The 15,759-nt window shown below is 61.6% G+C and carries 13 protein-coding genes; 4 read left to right on the top strand and 9 right to left on the bottom strand.

What is annotated here, in order from left to right; translation table 11 throughout:
* Positions 1-245: 245 nt before the first annotated feature.
* The 3 genes from GOB93_RS08945 to GOB93_RS08955 all read right to left on the bottom strand — a co-directional run bounded on the left by GOB93_RS08945 (position 246) and on the right by GOB93_RS08955 (position 3,869).
* Positions 246-470: a hypothetical protein gene (locus tag GOB93_RS08945; protein WP_173583167.1), complete on the bottom strand. Its 225-nt coding sequence runs from the start codon at positions 468-470 to the stop codon at positions 246-248.
* Positions 471-860: 390 nt separating this feature from the next.
* Positions 861-1,424 (bottom strand): D-sedoheptulose 7-phosphate isomerase, encoded by a 564-nt coding sequence (locus tag GOB93_RS08950; RefSeq protein WP_173583280.1) that lies wholly within the window; start codon positions 1,422-1,424, stop codon positions 861-863.
* Between the two features lie 141 nt (positions 1,425-1,565).
* The gene (locus GOB93_RS08955; RefSeq protein ID WP_173583168.1) at positions 1,566-3,869 is read right to left on the bottom strand and encodes a glycosyltransferase family 2 protein; all 2,304 of its coding nucleotides are present in this window, start codon (positions 3,867-3,869) and stop codon (positions 1,566-1,568) included.
* A gap of 252 nt (positions 3,870-4,121) precedes the next feature.
* Here GOB93_RS08955 and GOB93_RS08960 point away from each other — a divergent pair, with 252 nt between their 5' ends.
* Together GOB93_RS08960 and GOB93_RS08965 are read left to right on the top strand one after the other, a co-directional pair.
* Positions 4,122-5,822: a glycosyltransferase family 4 protein gene (locus GOB93_RS08960; protein ID WP_173583169.1), complete on the top strand. Its 1,701-nt coding sequence runs from the start codon at positions 4,122-4,124 to the stop codon at positions 5,820-5,822.
* Positions 5,819-7,270, top strand: coding sequence for a glycosyltransferase family 4 protein (locus GOB93_RS08965; protein WP_173583170.1), 1,452 nt, complete (start codon positions 5,819-5,821; stop codon positions 7,268-7,270). Before GOB93_RS08960 ends, GOB93_RS08965 begins: the two co-directional genes overlap by 4 nt.
* A gap of 464 nt (positions 7,271-7,734) precedes the next feature.
* Here GOB93_RS08965 and GOB93_RS08970 read toward each other — a convergent pair whose 3' ends face one another.
* From GOB93_RS08970 to GOB93_RS08980, 3 genes are all read right to left on the bottom strand, one after another.
* Entirely contained in the window at positions 7,735-9,003 is a 1,269-nt protein-coding gene (locus tag GOB93_RS08970; RefSeq protein WP_173583171.1) for an AGE family epimerase/isomerase, read from the bottom strand.
* A complete protein-coding gene (locus GOB93_RS08975) occupies positions 8,996-9,856 on the bottom strand; it encodes a glucose 1-dehydrogenase (RefSeq protein ID WP_173583281.1) in 861 nt (286 codons plus the stop codon). Before GOB93_RS08975 ends, GOB93_RS08970 begins: the two co-directional genes overlap by 8 nt.
* Before the next feature lie 131 nt (positions 9,857-9,987).
* Complete coding sequence (locus tag GOB93_RS08980; protein ID WP_173583172.1) at positions 9,988-10,977, bottom strand: adenosine kinase; 990 nt, start codon at positions 10,975-10,977, stop codon at positions 9,988-9,990.
* Positions 10,978-11,264: 287 nt separating this feature from the next.
* On the opposite strand from GOB93_RS08980, the gene GOB93_RS08985 reads away from it, so the two are divergent.
* Positions 11,265-11,981: a bactofilin family protein gene (locus GOB93_RS08985; protein ID WP_408742380.1), complete on the top strand. Its 717-nt coding sequence runs from the start codon at positions 11,265-11,267 to the stop codon at positions 11,979-11,981.
* Between the two features lie 335 nt (positions 11,982-12,316).
* Here the strand turns inward: GOB93_RS08985 and GOB93_RS08990 are convergent, their stop codons facing one another.
* Together GOB93_RS08990 and rnd are read right to left on the bottom strand one after the other, a co-directional pair.
* Positions 12,317-13,045, bottom strand: coding sequence for a GcrA family cell cycle regulator (locus tag GOB93_RS08990; protein ID WP_173583174.1), 729 nt, complete (start codon positions 13,043-13,045; stop codon positions 12,317-12,319).
* Between the two features lie 149 nt (positions 13,046-13,194).
* On the bottom strand, positions 13,195-14,397 hold the full coding sequence (gene rnd, locus GOB93_RS08995; RefSeq protein ID WP_173583175.1) for a ribonuclease D: 1,203 nt from the start codon (positions 14,395-14,397) through the stop codon (positions 13,195-13,197).
* A 107-nt stretch (positions 14,398-14,504) separates the two neighbouring features.
* Between rnd and queF the strand changes: the two genes are divergently transcribed.
* Positions 14,505-14,975, top strand: coding sequence for a preQ(1) synthase (gene queF, locus GOB93_RS09000; protein WP_173583176.1), 471 nt, complete (start codon positions 14,505-14,507; stop codon positions 14,973-14,975).
* 361 nt (positions 14,976-15,336) lie between these two features.
* Here the strand turns inward: queF and atpC are convergent, their stop codons facing one another.
* Positions 15,337-15,744, bottom strand: coding sequence for an ATP synthase F1 subunit epsilon (gene atpC, locus GOB93_RS09005; protein ID WP_173583177.1), 408 nt, complete (start codon positions 15,742-15,744; stop codon positions 15,337-15,339).
* Positions 15,745-15,759: the final 15 nt, after the last annotated feature.

Raw genomic sequence — 15,759 nt, forward strand, 5'->3', positions numbered from 1 at the left:
GATACTGCGCTCGGGTGATTTCAGTCCAGGCCATCTTGATCTCATCAGGTTATCGCAAACCCATGAATCATAACCCGCTGAAATCACTCAACTCATTTTCGGTCAGACACTGAAATAAACGGAGCGGAAGGGTTCGCATGCTTTTCCGAATGCGAACCGGCCAGCGGCCTTCCCCGACAACCTCCCGCAACACCAGATCACCGTCATCATTAACACTGACCGCATGATCTCCTGCGACGAGCCACTCACTCCGGCCCGCGCACCTCATCCTGCTCCTCCAAAACCTCCGCGGTCTGCTGCCCCGCCCGTGTCGCACGAAGCTCATCAACCTCAAGCTGCAGTCGGGAAACCAGCGCCCTCAGACCACGGATATAACGGTCCTGCTCCTGATTGCGCTCCATAAGTTCCGCAAACCTGCGCTCGAAATACGCCCGCTCCGCCGCAGGATTGATCGGCGGAAAAGCAGACACAGAACTATCCTTTTCATCGCTGGCAGCCATAGATTTTTCCCTCATCCGGCTACAGGTCACAACCTGCGCATCCCTCTTCCGGAGAAACAGCAAAGACCTGAAAATATGATCAGAGAATCATAGACTTTTTTAAAAACATCAGAAGAGACAAAACCTCTCATAATAAACCGATAATGTTATGTTTTTTGCATCCCGCTCACCAGTTCGCTTCAGCCAGCCTCAAAAAAAACACCCACGACAAGCCCTCGATAAAACCAGCAAAAGTTTTTGAGTGCCGCCTTTTTCCAAAAAGGCGGCGTCTTCTGAAGCTTTCCAAAAAATCCTCATCAGAAAATCCTTTATAATCTGAAGAAGATTATACAGAAACGCTTTTAAAACAGCCCCGCAGAATCACCGCGGACAAAGCGCCCGCTCAACAAGCCCGCATACAATATGCGCCGCCGTAATATGAAGCTGCTGTATGACAGGGGTCCACCCGGACGGAACGGCAAGCGTCACATCGCAGGGCGCCCCCTGGATGCCGGCATGGCCGGTGAACGCGGCGGTGATCAGCCCCGCCTCACGTGCGGCTTCCAGAGCACGAAGAATATTCGGGGAACGACCGGAAGTCGTAATCCCAAGAAAGACATCGCCCTCACGCCCCAGCGCCATCACCTGGCGGGAAAAAATATCGGCAAAGCCGTAATCATTCCCGATCGCGGTCAGACTGGACGTATCCGTCGTCAGCGCTATCGCACTGAGCGGCCTGCGGTCATACATCAGACGCGCCGTAAACTCGCCGGCGATATGCTGCGCATCGGCCGCGCTGCCGCCATTGCCGGCAATCAGCAGACGCCCCCCGCCGGCCAGCGCGCCGGTGATCTTCACCGCAAGACCGATCATCACCGCCTGCGATGCCTCATCGACCGCGAAGGCCGCCATCGCCTCCGCGGATTGCCGGAGATAGTCCGTCATGAACCCATGATCGGATTTCACCGTCTCAGCGACGCCGGCGCCCGCCTGCCCGCCGGTTTCCGTTTCATCACGAGGAACCATCTTCAGCATTATCCTACCCTCAGGCCTTCTGACAGGCGTCAGACTAACACCCGGTTCTCACTAAACCCTTTCGCCCCGCAATGACCATGCGCCGCCGTCGAAATGGTCCGGGGGCGGCGGCCACGCAAGCAGAACCCTGGTATCGGTCACATGCAGCGCCGGATTAATCGCCGGATCATTCCTCATCACCCGATGCCAGCGGCCGACAAGCCGGGCTGTCTCAGCACAGTGCAGCCATTGCCGGGCAATGCTCACATCCCGCCCCCGCGTGGCGCCGTCGAGATGAGTCAGCACCGCGTGAGGCGTCCATACAACACGCCAGCCGGCAGCAATCACACGCAGACAGAGATCAATATCGTTACAGGTGACCCGAAACGCCTCATCGAGCCCTCCGACACGCTCCCAGACATCCCGCCGCATCAGAAGACACGCCCCCGTCACCGCCAGCAGATCCCGCTGCCACACAAGCTGCCCCAGATAACCAGGATCGTCAGGCGCGGCGCCGCGCAGAATGTGGGTCGCCCCGTCTTCGGACAGGACCACGCCGCCATGCTGCAGAGTGCCATCCGGATAAAGCAGCCTGGCGCCGACGACGCCGACATCCCGCCGCATGATCTGGCGCACCATCTCCTCCAGCCAGTCCGGATGCAGGATCTCAATATCATCGTTAAGCAGCAGAATCAGATCGCCACCACAGCTCCGGACGGCCTCGTTATTCAGACGCGACCAGTTGAACGGAAAGTCCAGACGCAGAATCGTGACACGGGCATCCGTATCCAGTTCCCGCAAAAGACACAGCGTCTCATCCTCACTGCTGCCATTATCGACGATCACCACGTCCAGCGCCGCATAATCCGTCTTATTCAGCAGCCCCGTTACGCACTGGCGCAGCAGGCCGGGACTGTCCCGTGTCGGGATAATCACCGATACCGTCGGAAGCATCCGGGGCAGCGGATAAAGAACACGCGGCCAGAGCGGGCCGTCCCCTTTCTCCCCGCCCCCTCCCGCCGCATCAGGCAGCAGAGACGCTTCCGTCAGCCGGACATCGGACCGCCAGCGGGCAAGATGAGACGCCGCTATGCGCCGCCCGGCCGGGAGCGGCGCATCCGGACCGGACCGGGCCAGAACAAAGGGCGGCAGGTCCTGAAAATACCGCCCGTGAAAAAGAATCCGGGGAAGATGCCTGACACGCTCCCTGGACACTCCTTCGGCAACAGCAAGTTTCAGCGCATAGAAGACCGCCGCCCGTGAAACAGCCTCATCCGAAACAGCGCCCGCCTCGCTGTCGCAGGCACAGGCCGTCGCCGTCGCAAAGCCGCCAGCCTCTTCGATCCGGCGGCGGGAAAAAACGGCCAGCTGACCCACCGTATCCCCCGCCAGAAGCTGATCCTCACTCCATCCGGGCTTCAGCCGGGCAGTCCGGCGCCATCCGTCGTCACCCCGGACATCCTCGTCCGTAAACAGCAGGACAGTCCCGGGATCAGCCGCAAGCGCACGCGCTATGTGCATTACAGCATCCGGCGCCAGCTCATCGCCGCAATTCAGAAACGCGACAAAAGGCTCGTCGCCTGCTTCGTACAACGCAGCTCCGGTAAGCACCGCCCCATCCGGAGCCATTCCGGCCTCAGCGCCTTCCGCAACCTGGCAGAACCGGATATCCGGAGAGGACCGGGCATGATCCTGCAAAATCCTCGTAACGTCCGGCGACAGACCGGAACCCGCCATAGACAGCGTCCAGCCATCGCAGATCTGCGCCCGCACCGAACCGATCGTAGCGGCAAGACGATCCGGCCGGCATGCCGTCACATCGAGCAGCAGGGCAATCCGCGGCAACCCCGCCTGACTGCCAGCGTCAGAACCCGCGACCTCACGCTCAGCAGCGGCAAAAGTATCGTAACGACGTGCCCAGAGCCCATAAGCGCAGTCATCGTCCGGCGATGCGCCGTCGGGACAGAAAAGCGCAAACGGATCATGCCGACGCAGCAGAGCAGGCATCTCCGCAGCCAGCACGAGCGCGGAAACCCGGTCCCGGGCCATCCCGAGCATACCCTGTTCAGCCTTAGTCGGCACCCGCCCCATGGCGTTCCGGACCAGCGCATAAAGAAACGGCTCCGTGCACTCCTCCCCGGCCCCGTGCAGCTTCACAAATTCCGGCAGAGCGATCACCGCTTCAGCAACCCGCTCTCTGCCAGGACGGTCGCCGGCAACGGCGTCCTCGGAACGCCGCAGCAGCGCCTTAAAATCATCCGCTTCACCGGGAGCCGGAGGCCGCCCCAGTCCTGTCAGAAAAACCCGGAGGACGAAATTCGCGTCCATCACAGCATCGGGCACAGCATCAGGTCCCGTGGCGTCGGGTCCCGTCATGAAATCCGCCTCTCCGGACGCAAAACTGTCAGGTCAGCACGCGAACTCTGACAGAAACAAAAAACAGTTTGACCAGACATCGCGCCCACCGATGCCTCCAAAACGCCCCGCACGCAACCGTCGGCCAGCGTGCCAGACCGGCTGCGGAACGACCTGCCGGGTTGACGGGAAGGAAGACCTGGTGGTGGATGCAGGGAACGTCTGGCATCGGATCGCCATGCGTAAACCCGTCACCAGATACGACAGGACTTCATGGCGCGCTCTTCTTCAACTGCCACGCCGGGATACACGATATGGATCGACGTCGATGACCTCTTTCATTACGCCCGCTCAAACCCGCGCCCAAGCGGGATTCAGAGACTTGTCTACGAGATTCTGAACGTTATCGAAGCCCGTGCCGCCCGCCATGCCAGCACGCCCCGGATCCGGTTCGTCCGGCGGGGTCCGGACGACGCACCGCTCTCGGAAGTCACCTTCGACGACATCTCCGCCCTGTTCGGCAAACTGTCCGGAGACGGCCAGACCCCAGACCACGAGACGCCAGACCGCCCAAGGTCAGATAACCGGGCGTCAGATAACCGGACACCGGCTGCCTCATCGCCTGGTCCGTCACGCGCCCCCGGGGCGCCGGATCGCCTTCGCGCCGGAATCCGCAGCCTCATTCATTCGGTGCGGAAATTCGTCACCCCCGGACCGGCCACAGGCACCGGAGCGGGACTGCAGGCCATGCAGCGACTGCGTCTGGGCGCAATCCGCAGACTGGAAAGCATGCCGGCCGATCTCTCCGGACCGCTTCTTGCCGCCGGCGTCTCACAGATCCGCGTCCTGCGATTGCTCCGCCGCCTCCGGAACCAGCAAACGGAAGTCACCGCGCCCGAACAGCCCTCACAACCGCCGGCAGCCGTCCCGCCCCCGACCGGTCACACCCCCTCCGGAACAAACCCGGTCAGCGAGGATTTCGCACCGCACGACATTTTCCTCATTCCCGGCGCCGCCTGGTCCGATCCGTATTTCGGTGAGCGCCTTCGCGTTATCCGGGAATATCACTGCCTGCGCCCCGTCGTCCTGCTCTATGATCTCATCCCGGCACGCCGGCCGGAATGGTGCGCGCACTCGCTGGTCAGAGACTTTCGCCACTGGCTCGATACAACGCTTCCACAGTGCAGCCACATGCTGGCCATCAGCAGAGCGACAGCGCAGGACGCCATGCGTTACGCCGCCGAAGAAGGCCTGCATCTGGCCGGTCCCGTCCGCACGATCCCGCTTGGAACCGGCTTCGGCCTTGCGGCAAAACCGGTCTCCCCGGATACCGCCACGGACAGCGCCACCGCCGCTCCCTGTCCCGGTTTACCGAAACCGGGAACCTATGTGCTGTTCGTCTCGACACTGGAAGCCCGTAAAAACCACGCCCTGCTCTTTCGTGTCTGGCGTCGTCTGATCCGCGATCTCGGACGTGAAAACGTGCCGACCCTGGTTTTCGCCGGCCGCGTCGGCTGGCTCGTCGCCGATCTCATGCAGCAACTGGACAATACCGACTGGCTCGACGGCAAAATCCGGCTGCTGAAAGACCCGACGGACGCCGAACTGCATCAGCTTTATCATGGCTGCCTGTTCACCGTCTTTCCGTCCCTGTTCGAAGGATGGGGACTTCCGGTCACCGAAAGCCTGATGCTCGGACGCCCCTGCGTCGCTTCGGATACAACCTCGGTACCGGAAGCCGGCGGAGCATTCGCCCGCTATTTCAACCCCGAAAGCACACAGGACGCGACCACCGTCATCCGTGAGGTCATCACCTCGCCCGACATGCTGGCCGCATGGCGTAAACAGGTCGAAACGGATTTCCCCCGCGTCCCCTGGGAAACCTCCGCCGACGCTATTCTGGACGCATGCGCCGAAGCCTGCGGACCGCAGACTCCCGGACAACCCGAAGCGAAAGGAGAGCACCGGGAATGAGCCGGACGATGTGGATCGATGTCAGCGATCTTCTTCATTACCTCACCCATCACAACCGGCCGAGCGGCATCCAGCGCGTCGTCTTCGAGCTCAGCCGCGCGCTGGCCGCGCAGGCGCCATCACAGGTCCGCTTCGTGCAGCGAACGGGCGGGCCATGCCATTTCGAAACAGTGGACTGGTCTTATCTCGCGGCCCTGTTCTCGACCGTAACAGGCGTTTCGTCCCGCCAGCAGACCAGCCCCGCCGCAACACCGGAAAAGCGGATCGACACTTTCATCGAATCCCCCGAAACAGAGACAACACTCCCCGCCGTATTCCGTACGCAGCTGAATGTCCTGCGTCATCTCGCGCGCCTGCCACGCGAGACCGTCCGCTACGGACTCCGCAAAGCGGAAATCCACCGCACGGCCCGCCTGAAGCGCGAGGCGATCGCCGCGGAAACAGGCAAAATAACCCCGCCAGACCGCCGCATCCGTCTGGCGGATGCCGCAAAACCCGGTGACGTCTTCTTCGTGCCAGGCTCACCCTGGCATCACCTGGACTATGTCCGAACCGTCCGATGGCTGCGCGATGATCTGCGCATGTCTTTCGGCCTGCTGATCCACGATCTTATTCCCGTGCGTCACCCGGAATGGTGTGACCGGGGCGTCATCGTCACGTTCACCCAATGGCACCGCTCGATCCTGCCGCTGGCGGATCATGTCTTCGTCACCAGCCGGCACGTCGCGGGCGATGTCGAGGCATACGCCGCCGAAAACGGCATTGTCTTTGATAATCCGGTCACGCCTGTCGGCCTGGGCTCGTCATTCGGCGCGGCTGTACCGCAGAGCGCGAAAGCCCCGTCCCCCTCTCTCCCGGACGAGGCCAGAGCCGGCACACTGCCCGCTTCCACATCGCCCGCTTCCGAAAATTACGTGCTGTTCGTTTCCACCCTGGAAGCGCGTAAGAATCACAGCCTGCTCTTCCGCGTCTGGCGCCGCCTGCTTGAAGAACGTCCGGCCGACCAGGTGCCGGTGCTGGTTTTCGCGGGCCGCGTCGGCTGGCTGGTGTCCGATCTCATGCAGCAGCTGGACAATGCGAACTGGCTGGACGGAAAAATCAGGCTGGTGTCCAGCCCGACCGACGACGAGCTGGCGACACTTTATCGCGGCTGCCTGTTCACGCTGTTCCCTTCTTTGTCTGAAGGATGGGGTCTTCCCGTAGCGGAAAGTCTTGCTTTCGGTCGCCCGTGTATTGCGTCGAATACGACCGCCATCCCTGAAGCAGGCGGTTCGCTCGTAAAATATTTCGACCCGGAAGACACCGACAGCGCCACCCGTGCCATCGGCGCCGTAATCGATGACCGGGAAGGCCTCGCGGCATGGCAGAAAACCGTCGCCACCCGCTATACCCCGGCGTCATGGGACGGACCCGCGAAACGCGTCCTCGCCGGCTACGGCCTGTCATGAACATCAGATAACAGAAAGCCCGGATCTTTATACCTCATACGCACCCCGGAGAACCTCCCCTAGAGACCGCTTCAAACTATAAAGAAGTTTTTGGCGAAGCTTTTTTCAAAAAGCTTCAGAAGACACCGCCTTTCCGGAAAAGGCGACACCCGGAAATTCCGGTGTTTATGTATTTTGCAAACAGGAGACAAAACAGGGCTCTGCCCTTCACGCCTTTAACTTAACAAACCGGGATCAAAGGGGCTGCGTCCCCTTGCGGGGTACGGGACAAAGCCCCGAAAAGCCACTACGCCTGTATCCTTTTTGCGTCCGGCTGAAGCGAACAGATGAGCAGGACGCAAAACATAACATCATCAGCCTGTTACAACCGATCTGTTCCTCTGAAGCTTTTGAAACCGCCTCCCCTCGCCCGCACGAATATCCGGAGCAAAACAGCAGACTCCGCTCCCATATATTTCATTCAGTCAGCCATCCAGCGCGGCGACCGCCGTTGCAAAACTGGGAGCAAGCGGCAGCAACGGCGCAAGCGTCGCCTGCCAGGCATGATACAGATCCGCTTTCCCCGGATAGACCACCGCGGAACTGCGATTGTGACGATCGAGTTCCTGATGCCAGCCTCCGGCCTCACGATCGATCATAAACAGATCAACGTAATCCCAGATCGTGCGATACCATTTTTCATAGCAGGCATTGCCCGTGCGCTTGAGCAGCGCCGCCGCAGCCGTCAGGGCTTCGGCCTGACACCAGTGCGGCCGCACATGCACAACCGGCTTCAGTGAGAAATCCACAGTGTAGAGCACACCCGGCGCCCCGTCCCGCTCCCACCCGGCCCGCATTCCCGCATGAAACAGCCCGACCGAGTCCTCGAACAGCCATGCCGGCGCCTCACCGTCCTCCCGCAGAAGCGCCGCCTCAAGCTTGAGCAGAAGATGGGACCATTCGAGAAAATGACCCGGCGTCAGACCATAGGGGCGCAGATCGTCCGTCGGCTTATCCCTGTTGAAATCCCGCAGCAGCACCCATTCACGGCTGAAATGTTCAGGCACCGCATAATCCATGGCTTTCGCATAGGTGTGCATGAACCGCTCGGAGATACGCAGGGCCCTGTCGCGCCAGACGGAATTGCCCGTCACATCCGCCACGGCCATACACGCCTCCACGGAATGCATGTTCGCGTTCGCCCCGCGATAGTCTTCCTCATCCGACCAGTCCCGCGCGAAACTCTCGCGGAAGACGCCCTCATCCTCACTCCAGAACCGCCTCTCCCAGACGGAAAGCGCCTCTTCGAGCAGCGGCCGCGCCCCGTCCACTCGCGCCACCACGGCGGATGACGCCGCGAGCACAATGAAAGCGTGCAGATAGGCCTGCTTGCGTCCCCCATCCGCCTCGTCCCGCGCCATGCCGGACGTCTCAAACCATCCGCCATATTCCGGATCGCGCAACGGTCCCAGAAGAGACGCCACACCATGCGCGGCCAGCGGAAGACAGCCAAGAAACCCGCGATTCCCCGCAATCGCATAAACATGCGTCATCCGGGCCGTCAGAGTCGTGTCAGCCACGGCGTCCGGGGGCAGATGACCCCGATCATCCAGCGCGCCAAACCCTTCCCCGACACGGGACGGCTTCGAGAAGTCCAGAAGACGCGCCCCCTGCGCGTTCAGCCATGCGCGATGCGAACTCTCGCGGATCCAGCTCGAACGCGGCAGCATCAGGGAGGGAAGCGGCTCAGCCATTAATGATCATCCCGCCATTCACATGCAGGGTCTGTCCCGTAACGTAGGACGAATCCTGGCTGGCCAGATAAACATAGGCCGGACCAAGCTCGCAGGGATCGCCGCAACGCCCCATCGGCGTATCCTTCCCCAGATCGGCGACCGCCTGCGGATCGACCGGACCCCAGCTGGCCGGCTGCAACGGCGTCCAGACCGGACCGGGCGCCACGGCGTTCACACGAATGCCTTTTTCGGCAAGCTGCAGCGCGAGCGCGCGCGTGAAGCCCATCTCCGCGCCTTTCGTGGTGGTATACGCCACGAGACTTTTATTACCCGCAAATGCGTTGACGGAAGACGTGCAGATAATGGCGCTGCCCGCGTCCAGATGCGGCAGCGCCGCCCGGGTCAGATAAAAATAGCCATTGATGTTGACGTCCATGTGACGCCGCCACTCTTCGTCTGAAATCTTCGTCAGATCGTCGCTGACATACTGAACGCCGGCATTATTCACGAGGATATCGAGACCCCCGAAAGCCTTCACAGTCTGCGCGACAGCATCGTCACAGACCGGACCCGAAGCAACGTCACCCGCAATGGCCAGCCCCTTCCGGCCCTCCGCCTCAATCAGACGGACAGTCTCCTTCGCGTCTTCATGCTCTTCGAGATAGAGGATCGCCACATCAGCGCCTTCACGGGCGAAATGCAGCGCCGCCGCCCGCCCGATGCCGCTGTCACCGCCACTGATCAGCGCTTTCCGGCCCGCCAGCTTTCCGCTGCCGCGATAATCAGGCCGGATATGTTCGGCCAGAGGCCTCATCAGCTTTTCCACACCGGGCTGATGATCCTGGGACTGAGGAGGAATCTCGGCTGGCATCATGTGTCTCCCGGATGTTCACGCAGATCCGGCACCCGCGGACGCGGCAGCCAGACGCTCGGTTACATCGGAACAAACCCCCGGAATCCCTGATCGTTCCCCTCTGTTATGATCGGGTCAGACCCGCAATCTCAGTAGCCCATCTCTTTCCACGGGTTAGCGAGGGGACGCGCCCCGTAATGGGAGATGACCTCGGAAGCCGCGACGGACGCCAGACGGCCACATTCCGTCAGGGTCCGGTCGGATGTCAGCCCCGCAAGAAAACCCGCGGCATAGGCGTCCCCCGCGCCGGTCGTGTCGACAACCTGAGTCGGCACCGGCTCCACCGTGATCCGTTCGCTGCCACGGATGATGACACTTCCCTTTTCCGAACGGGTCAGCGCGGCGAAGCTGGTGTCCCCGGCAACATGCCGGGCCGCCGTCTCGAAATTCTCAGTCTGGTAAAGCGCACAGATTTCGTTCTCATTTGCGAACAGAATATCGATATGCCCCCGGACCAGATCCAGAAAAGCCTCCCGGTGCCGGCCGACACAGAACGGATCGGAAAGGGTGAGCGCAACCTGCCGCCCGGCGTTGTGCGCCAGCGACGCAGCGCGACGGAACGCCTCCTGGGCATGCGGCGGATCGAAAAGATACCCTTCGAGATACACGACCGAGGATGCCGCGATGATGTCGGGAAGCACATCGTCCGGAGTGAATTCCGTGCACGCGCCGAGATAGGTGTTCATCGTGCGCTGCCCGTCGGGCGTCACGAGAACAATGCAGCAGGCCGTCGCCAGATTGGCGCCGAGCCTGCCATCGAGCGGGGTCGAGGGAAAGGTGATGCCGCAGCCGCGCAGATCCTGCGCGAACGCCTGCCCGGCATCGTCTCCGGCAACCTTGCCGAGATAGGCGACGCGCGCCCCGAACTGCGCCGCCACGGCACAGGTATTCGCCGCGGACCCGCCTCCGGTTTCTCTTTCAACCCGGACCTGTGCCCGCAGGGTCTTCGCACGCTCCGAATCAACCAGAGTCATGCTGCCCGGGATCATCCCCTCTTTCGCCAGAAAACCGGAATCGACCTTCGCCAGGATGTCAGTGATCGCATTGCCGATCCCGCAGAGATCGTAGAGGGTGTCCATCGTATTTTCCCGTCTGTAAAATCTGCTTTTCCTCTATCCGCTCCCGGCCCGTCACGTCCATGCCACAATGCTGTGGGCATAGGATGGACACAGTAACGGAACCGAAAGAATCCCGTGCTGAAATGCACGCTCTCCCTTGCCGCGCCGGTTACGATGCGTATAACCGTGCTTTAACTCGGGTGGCTGCGAGATCGTGCGCCCAGCTCCGAAGCACCTGCTGTACTCCGGAGCCCTACCAAACCCGGTCGCAATGCGCGGCCCTGATTAGAGTGACGGGGTTTTTCTTGCTGTTCAAGAGACACAAACCTGACGCCTCCAAGACCACGCAAACCGGTCGGCCCGTTCCTGCGCCTGATGCGTCAGCGCCGAAACCGGCCGGCCCTGCACCGGCGCAGAAGGCCGCCCCGCCGGCAGGCGGGCATGGCGCAATTTTTCCGGCCGGCAATCGCCCTGCGACTTCCGCTGCGCAACAACCCGGCACAACCGACAGTTCCACACCCGCAAAGGATTCCACGACAATGGGCCGCGCACCTTTTCCCGCCACCCCCGGCGCTCCGGGCACCCCGGTTACCCCTCCGGCTGGTCCGACCCCTCCCGGAGCCGCGCCAGGCCAGCGGCCATCGATGATGAACCGTGGTGACGACCGCCGGACGCTCGTTGTGGGACGCGGCATCAGCGTTCAGGGGTCCGTTCAGGACGCCGAACGTCTCGTCGTGGAAGGTACCGTCGAATCCAGCATGATCAACGCCAAGGAGCTTTCGGTAGCCCCGGGCGGTCTGTTCCGCGGCGGCGTCGAAGTCGAAGACGCGGAAATCGCAGGAACCGTTGACGGCACCCTTACCGTTCGCGGCAGCCTTCTGGTTTCCTCGACGGGACGCCTCCTCGGCAAGGCGACCTGCAAGCGCCTGCGCGTCGAAGACGGCGGCCAGATCAGCGGTCAGCTCGAAATGCTGACCGACGCCGCGAAAGACGCTCCGGCTCCGAAAACCGGAAACGCCGCCTGAGTTCAGTCCCTGAATTCAGAGTGCCCGGCTTCAGGGCGGCGGCCTTCATCACATGCCGCCCGGCCGGACACATTATAAACTGAAAGACCGGCATCCTGCCGGGCACAGGTTTTCCTGCACAAAGTTCCGGCTGAACGTCAGAGTGAAAACAGTTCGCTATTATTGAATCTGACAATTTCCGTTGTCAGGACAGCACAGTAAAAAGGGGAGATATCCTTACCGGATGTCTCCCCTTTTTACTGGCGTCTATATGCCGGGCAGGCGACGGGACTTTGCCCCGACCCCCACAAAGGGACGCAGTCCCTTTGATCCCGGTTTGTTAACTATGCCGCCGCTCAGGCAACGTTATCACGCCGGTCACGAAGCTTGACGTAAGCCAGCGCCGCATGCTCCGCACAATACGGCTTGCCGGGAAGCGGCGTCGCACCACAAAAATGGAACTCCGGCGTTCCCGGATCTCCCAGCGGCCAGCAACAGCTTGGCCCGCGCCGGCGCGGCTCAAGCGCACCCGAAATGCTGCGCAGCGCCGCGCGTGACGCTGCCGACGCCTTCGCCACAGGCGCGGGCTTCGATACAGTTTCAGCCGTAACGGGCTTCGGCGGCGCCACAGGAGCGGGCTTGTCGTCACCCGGCGTTTTTGTCGCAGTCACCGAAACAGGCGCTGCAGCCTCAGCCACGGAAGAGACGACAGCAGCAACAGGTTTTTCTCTTTCCGCCACATCCACAGAGGCAGACACCGCAACGGCCGGTTCAGAATGCAGAACCGCCGGCGTTTCAGACACCCCCGCTCCTGTCGCCGGAGCAGCCCCCGCCGCGGTTTCGCTCACCGCCGGAGGCACAGACCTGTTCTCCTCAGCGGAACCGGTCACAGCCGGCTTCGCCGCGGAAGCCTTACCCCCTCCCTGACGGCGGATTGGCGAAGGACGCGCCGGAAGGCCAAGACGATGCGCCTTCCCCACAACAGCGTTTTTGGTAATGCCAATCTGCCGCCCGATCTCAGCCGTCGACAATCCCTCCTGCCACAAGGCCTTCAGGCGGGCTATTGTCTCGTCTGTCCACTCCATGAAACGGATCTCCCAGCAGCGGAATGGTCTGTGCCCTTCCGAATTCACCGCTACAGATAGGAGCTTCCTCCACGAGTCTCAAGAAAGCGTGGCCAGAAAACTGGGGACAAAGGCGGGATAACCCTCTGGATAACGCCTGTAAAACCGAATCAGTCGTCCCGGTCCGCCGCCCGCATAAGCTGCACCTGGCCCGCTTTCACCCCGAGCGACAAGCGCCCTTCGCACAGCGCCAGCGCCTCCGCACCAAACACCTCACGCCTCCAGCCGGTCAGCAGAGGCCCGTCAGGATCAGGACACAGCGCGAATGAATCAATATCGTCGGAAGAGGCCACCAGCCTCGGAGCAACATTGTTCTTCTCACACTGATGCGTCAGAAGAACCTTCAGCAGGGCCACCAGAGCCTGCGGCGGCCGCGCGCCATCCTGCCCCCTGCCGCGCACCGGCTTCGGAAGCTCGGAGTCCGGCAGCTCACAGGCGGCAGCCACGACATCAAGCAGACCAATGCCCATGCGCCCCTCGGCAAACCCGCGCGTTACCCCGCGAACACGCGCAAGAGCCTCCGTCGTCCGCGGCGCGGTCGCGGCGATTTCAAGCAGGCTTTCATCCTTGAGCATCCGCTGGCGGGGGACGTTGGCCGTCTGCGCCTCTGTCTCGCGCCAGGCTGTTATCCGCTTCAGTATCCCCAGCATACGGCGATTGCCCGTCCGCGCCTTGAGTTTCTCCCATTGTTTTTCCGGATCGACCATCAGGCGGGAAGGGTCCGCAAGCGCTTCCTGCTCCGCCGCGACCCAGCTCGTGCGACCTTCCCGGTCCAGCTGCTTCACCAGAGCCTCGTAGACCACACGCAGATGAGTCACATCGGCGGCGGCATAAGTCAGCTGAGCCGCCGAAAGCGGCCGGACAGACCAGTCGGTAAAACGGTGACTCTTATCGATGGACAGACCGGTCAGCGCCCCGACGAGATTGTCATACCCGACCTGATCGCCATACCCGGCCACCATAGCCGCGACCTGCGTGTCGAAAACCGGAACCGGCAGGCGTCCGAAAATATGCAGGAAAATTTCGAGATCCTGACGCGCGGCGTGAAACACCTTCACCACGGACTCATCGTCAAACAGCGTGGCAAGCGGCGTGAGATCCAGATCCGGCGCAAGCGTGTCAATCAGAACAACATCTTCCGCACCGGCGATCTGCACGAGACAAAGCTCCGGCCAGTACGTCCGCTCCCGCATGAACTCCGTGTCCACCGCAACGAAACGCTCGGCACGGAAGCGGGTTACCGTCGCGAGGAGATCATCCGTGGCTGTAATAAGACGCGGTTCGGAGAAGCTGTATTTCGGAGGCCTTGGCATGAGTCTCCCCATACACAGTGGCGCCCGAAAGCGGAAGCACCCGCGCTTGACGTTCAGCATGGCTGGTGACAGATGCCCTCCACACCCTCTCACAACGGAGCCTATGCATGACTGAGCATGATGATGGCACAGCGGCTCTGACGCAGCTCGGCCGCGCAACCGCCATGCCCGCCTCACCGGCCGAAGCACAGCTGGAGCGCGTCCCGGCGCCCCATAAAAACCGGCAGTATCTCGTCCGGTTTACCGCTCCCGAATTCACATCGCTTTGCCCGGTGACCGGCCAGCCCGATTTCGCCCATCTGGTGATCGACTACATCCCACGCGACTGGATCGTCGAAAGCAAATCCCTGAAGCTCTATCTCACCAGCTTCCGCAATCACGGCGCGTTTCACGAGGACTGCTCGGTCACGATCGCCGAGACCCTCGTTAATCTCCTTGACCCGGAATGGCTCCGGATCGGCGCCTACTGGTATCCAAGAGGCGGCATGCCGATCGACGTCTTCTGGCAGACAGGCACCCCTCCCGAGGGAGTATGGATTCCCGATCAGGACGTCCCCGGATATCGCGGACGCGGCTGAACCCACAGCTATACAGAGCGGTCCTATATCGTCTTTCAGCCCGTGTTTCCGTTGAAAGCCACCAGCGACACCGGCTGACAAACAAACCGGAGAGGCCATCGCCTTCTCCGGTTTTTCAATGACGCTGCTCTGACGGAATAAACAGATCGGAGCCGCAGAACCAGGTCGGGCCGTTTTTGTCTGATGTTTATATATTTGCAAATGGAGGGCAGGGCTCTGCCCTGCACCCGGAAGGGGTCGCAGACCCCTTCACCCCGTTTAGTTTAACAAACCGGGATCAAAGGGACCTCGTCCCTTTGTGGGGTTCGGGGCAAAGCCCCGAAAACGGTCAGCCCCGGCCAGCCGCAAAGCCGACAAAAAATCAGTTGCCGGCGCCCGCGTCGATCTCGGCGCGAACCGACTGAATTTTCGCCATGAGTCCTTCAAGACGGGCAGCATCGGATTTGTCCGCCGCATCCCACGCCTCAGTCAGTTCCTCAAGACGCGCCGTCGCCGAATCAATAGAGATTTCCGTAACAGGAACAGCCTCATCGGCGAGAATAGTGCAGCGCACCGGCGTCATGTCGGCAAATCCGCCACCCACGAAATACCGGTCGGTAACCGTATCACCGTCATAAAGAGCAACAGTGCCGCCACGAAGCAGAAGCATCATCGGCGCATGCTCAGGCATGGCGGCGATATCGCCCTCCTCACCCGGCATCACGACCATGTCCACATCGCGGGACACCAGAACCTTCTCGGGACTGATGATTTCGACCTTGATCGGCATTCTGAATGGTCCCTT

This window comes from Acetobacter musti (assembly GCF_011516835.1).
GTDB lineage: Bacteria > Pseudomonadota > Alphaproteobacteria > Acetobacterales > Acetobacteraceae > Acetobacter > Acetobacter musti.

Coding starts and splice junctions, on each gene's coding strand:
- GOB93_RS08990 (WP_173583174.1), bottom strand. CDS start 13,045: ATGGAGTGGACAGACGAGACAATAGCCCGCCTGAAGGCCTTGTGGCAG.
- GOB93_RS08980 (WP_173583172.1), bottom strand. CDS start 10,977: ATGGACACCCTCTACGATCTCTGCGGGATCGGCAATGCGATCACTGAC.
- GOB93_RS08970 (WP_173583171.1), bottom strand. CDS start 9,003: ATGGCTGAGCCGCTTCCCTCCCTGATGCTGCCGCGTTCGAGCTGGATC.
- GOB93_RS08965 (WP_173583170.1), top strand. CDS start 5,819: ATGAGCCGGACGATGTGGATCGATGTCAGCGATCTTCTTCATTACCTC.
- GOB93_RS08960 (WP_173583169.1), top strand. CDS start 4,122: ATGGCGCGCTCTTCTTCAACTGCCACGCCGGGATACACGATATGGATC.
- rnd (WP_173583175.1), bottom strand. CDS start 14,397: ATGCCAAGGCCTCCGAAATACAGCTTCTCCGAACCGCGTCTTATTACA.
- GOB93_RS08975 (WP_173583281.1), bottom strand. CDS start 9,856: ATGCCAGCCGAGATTCCTCCTCAGTCCCAGGATCATCAGCCCGGTGTG.
- queF (WP_173583176.1), top strand. CDS start 14,505: ATGACTGAGCATGATGATGGCACAGCGGCTCTGACGCAGCTCGGCCGC.
- atpC (WP_173583177.1), bottom strand. CDS start 15,744: ATGCCGATCAAGGTCGAAATCATCAGTCCCGAGAAGGTTCTGGTGTCC.
- GOB93_RS08955 (WP_173583168.1), bottom strand. CDS start 3,869: ATGACGGGACCCGACGCCACGGGACCTGATGCTGTGCCCGATGCTGTG.
- GOB93_RS08950 (WP_173583280.1), bottom strand. CDS start 1,424: ATGACGGACTATCTCCGGCAATCCGCGGAGGCGATGGCGGCCTTCGCG.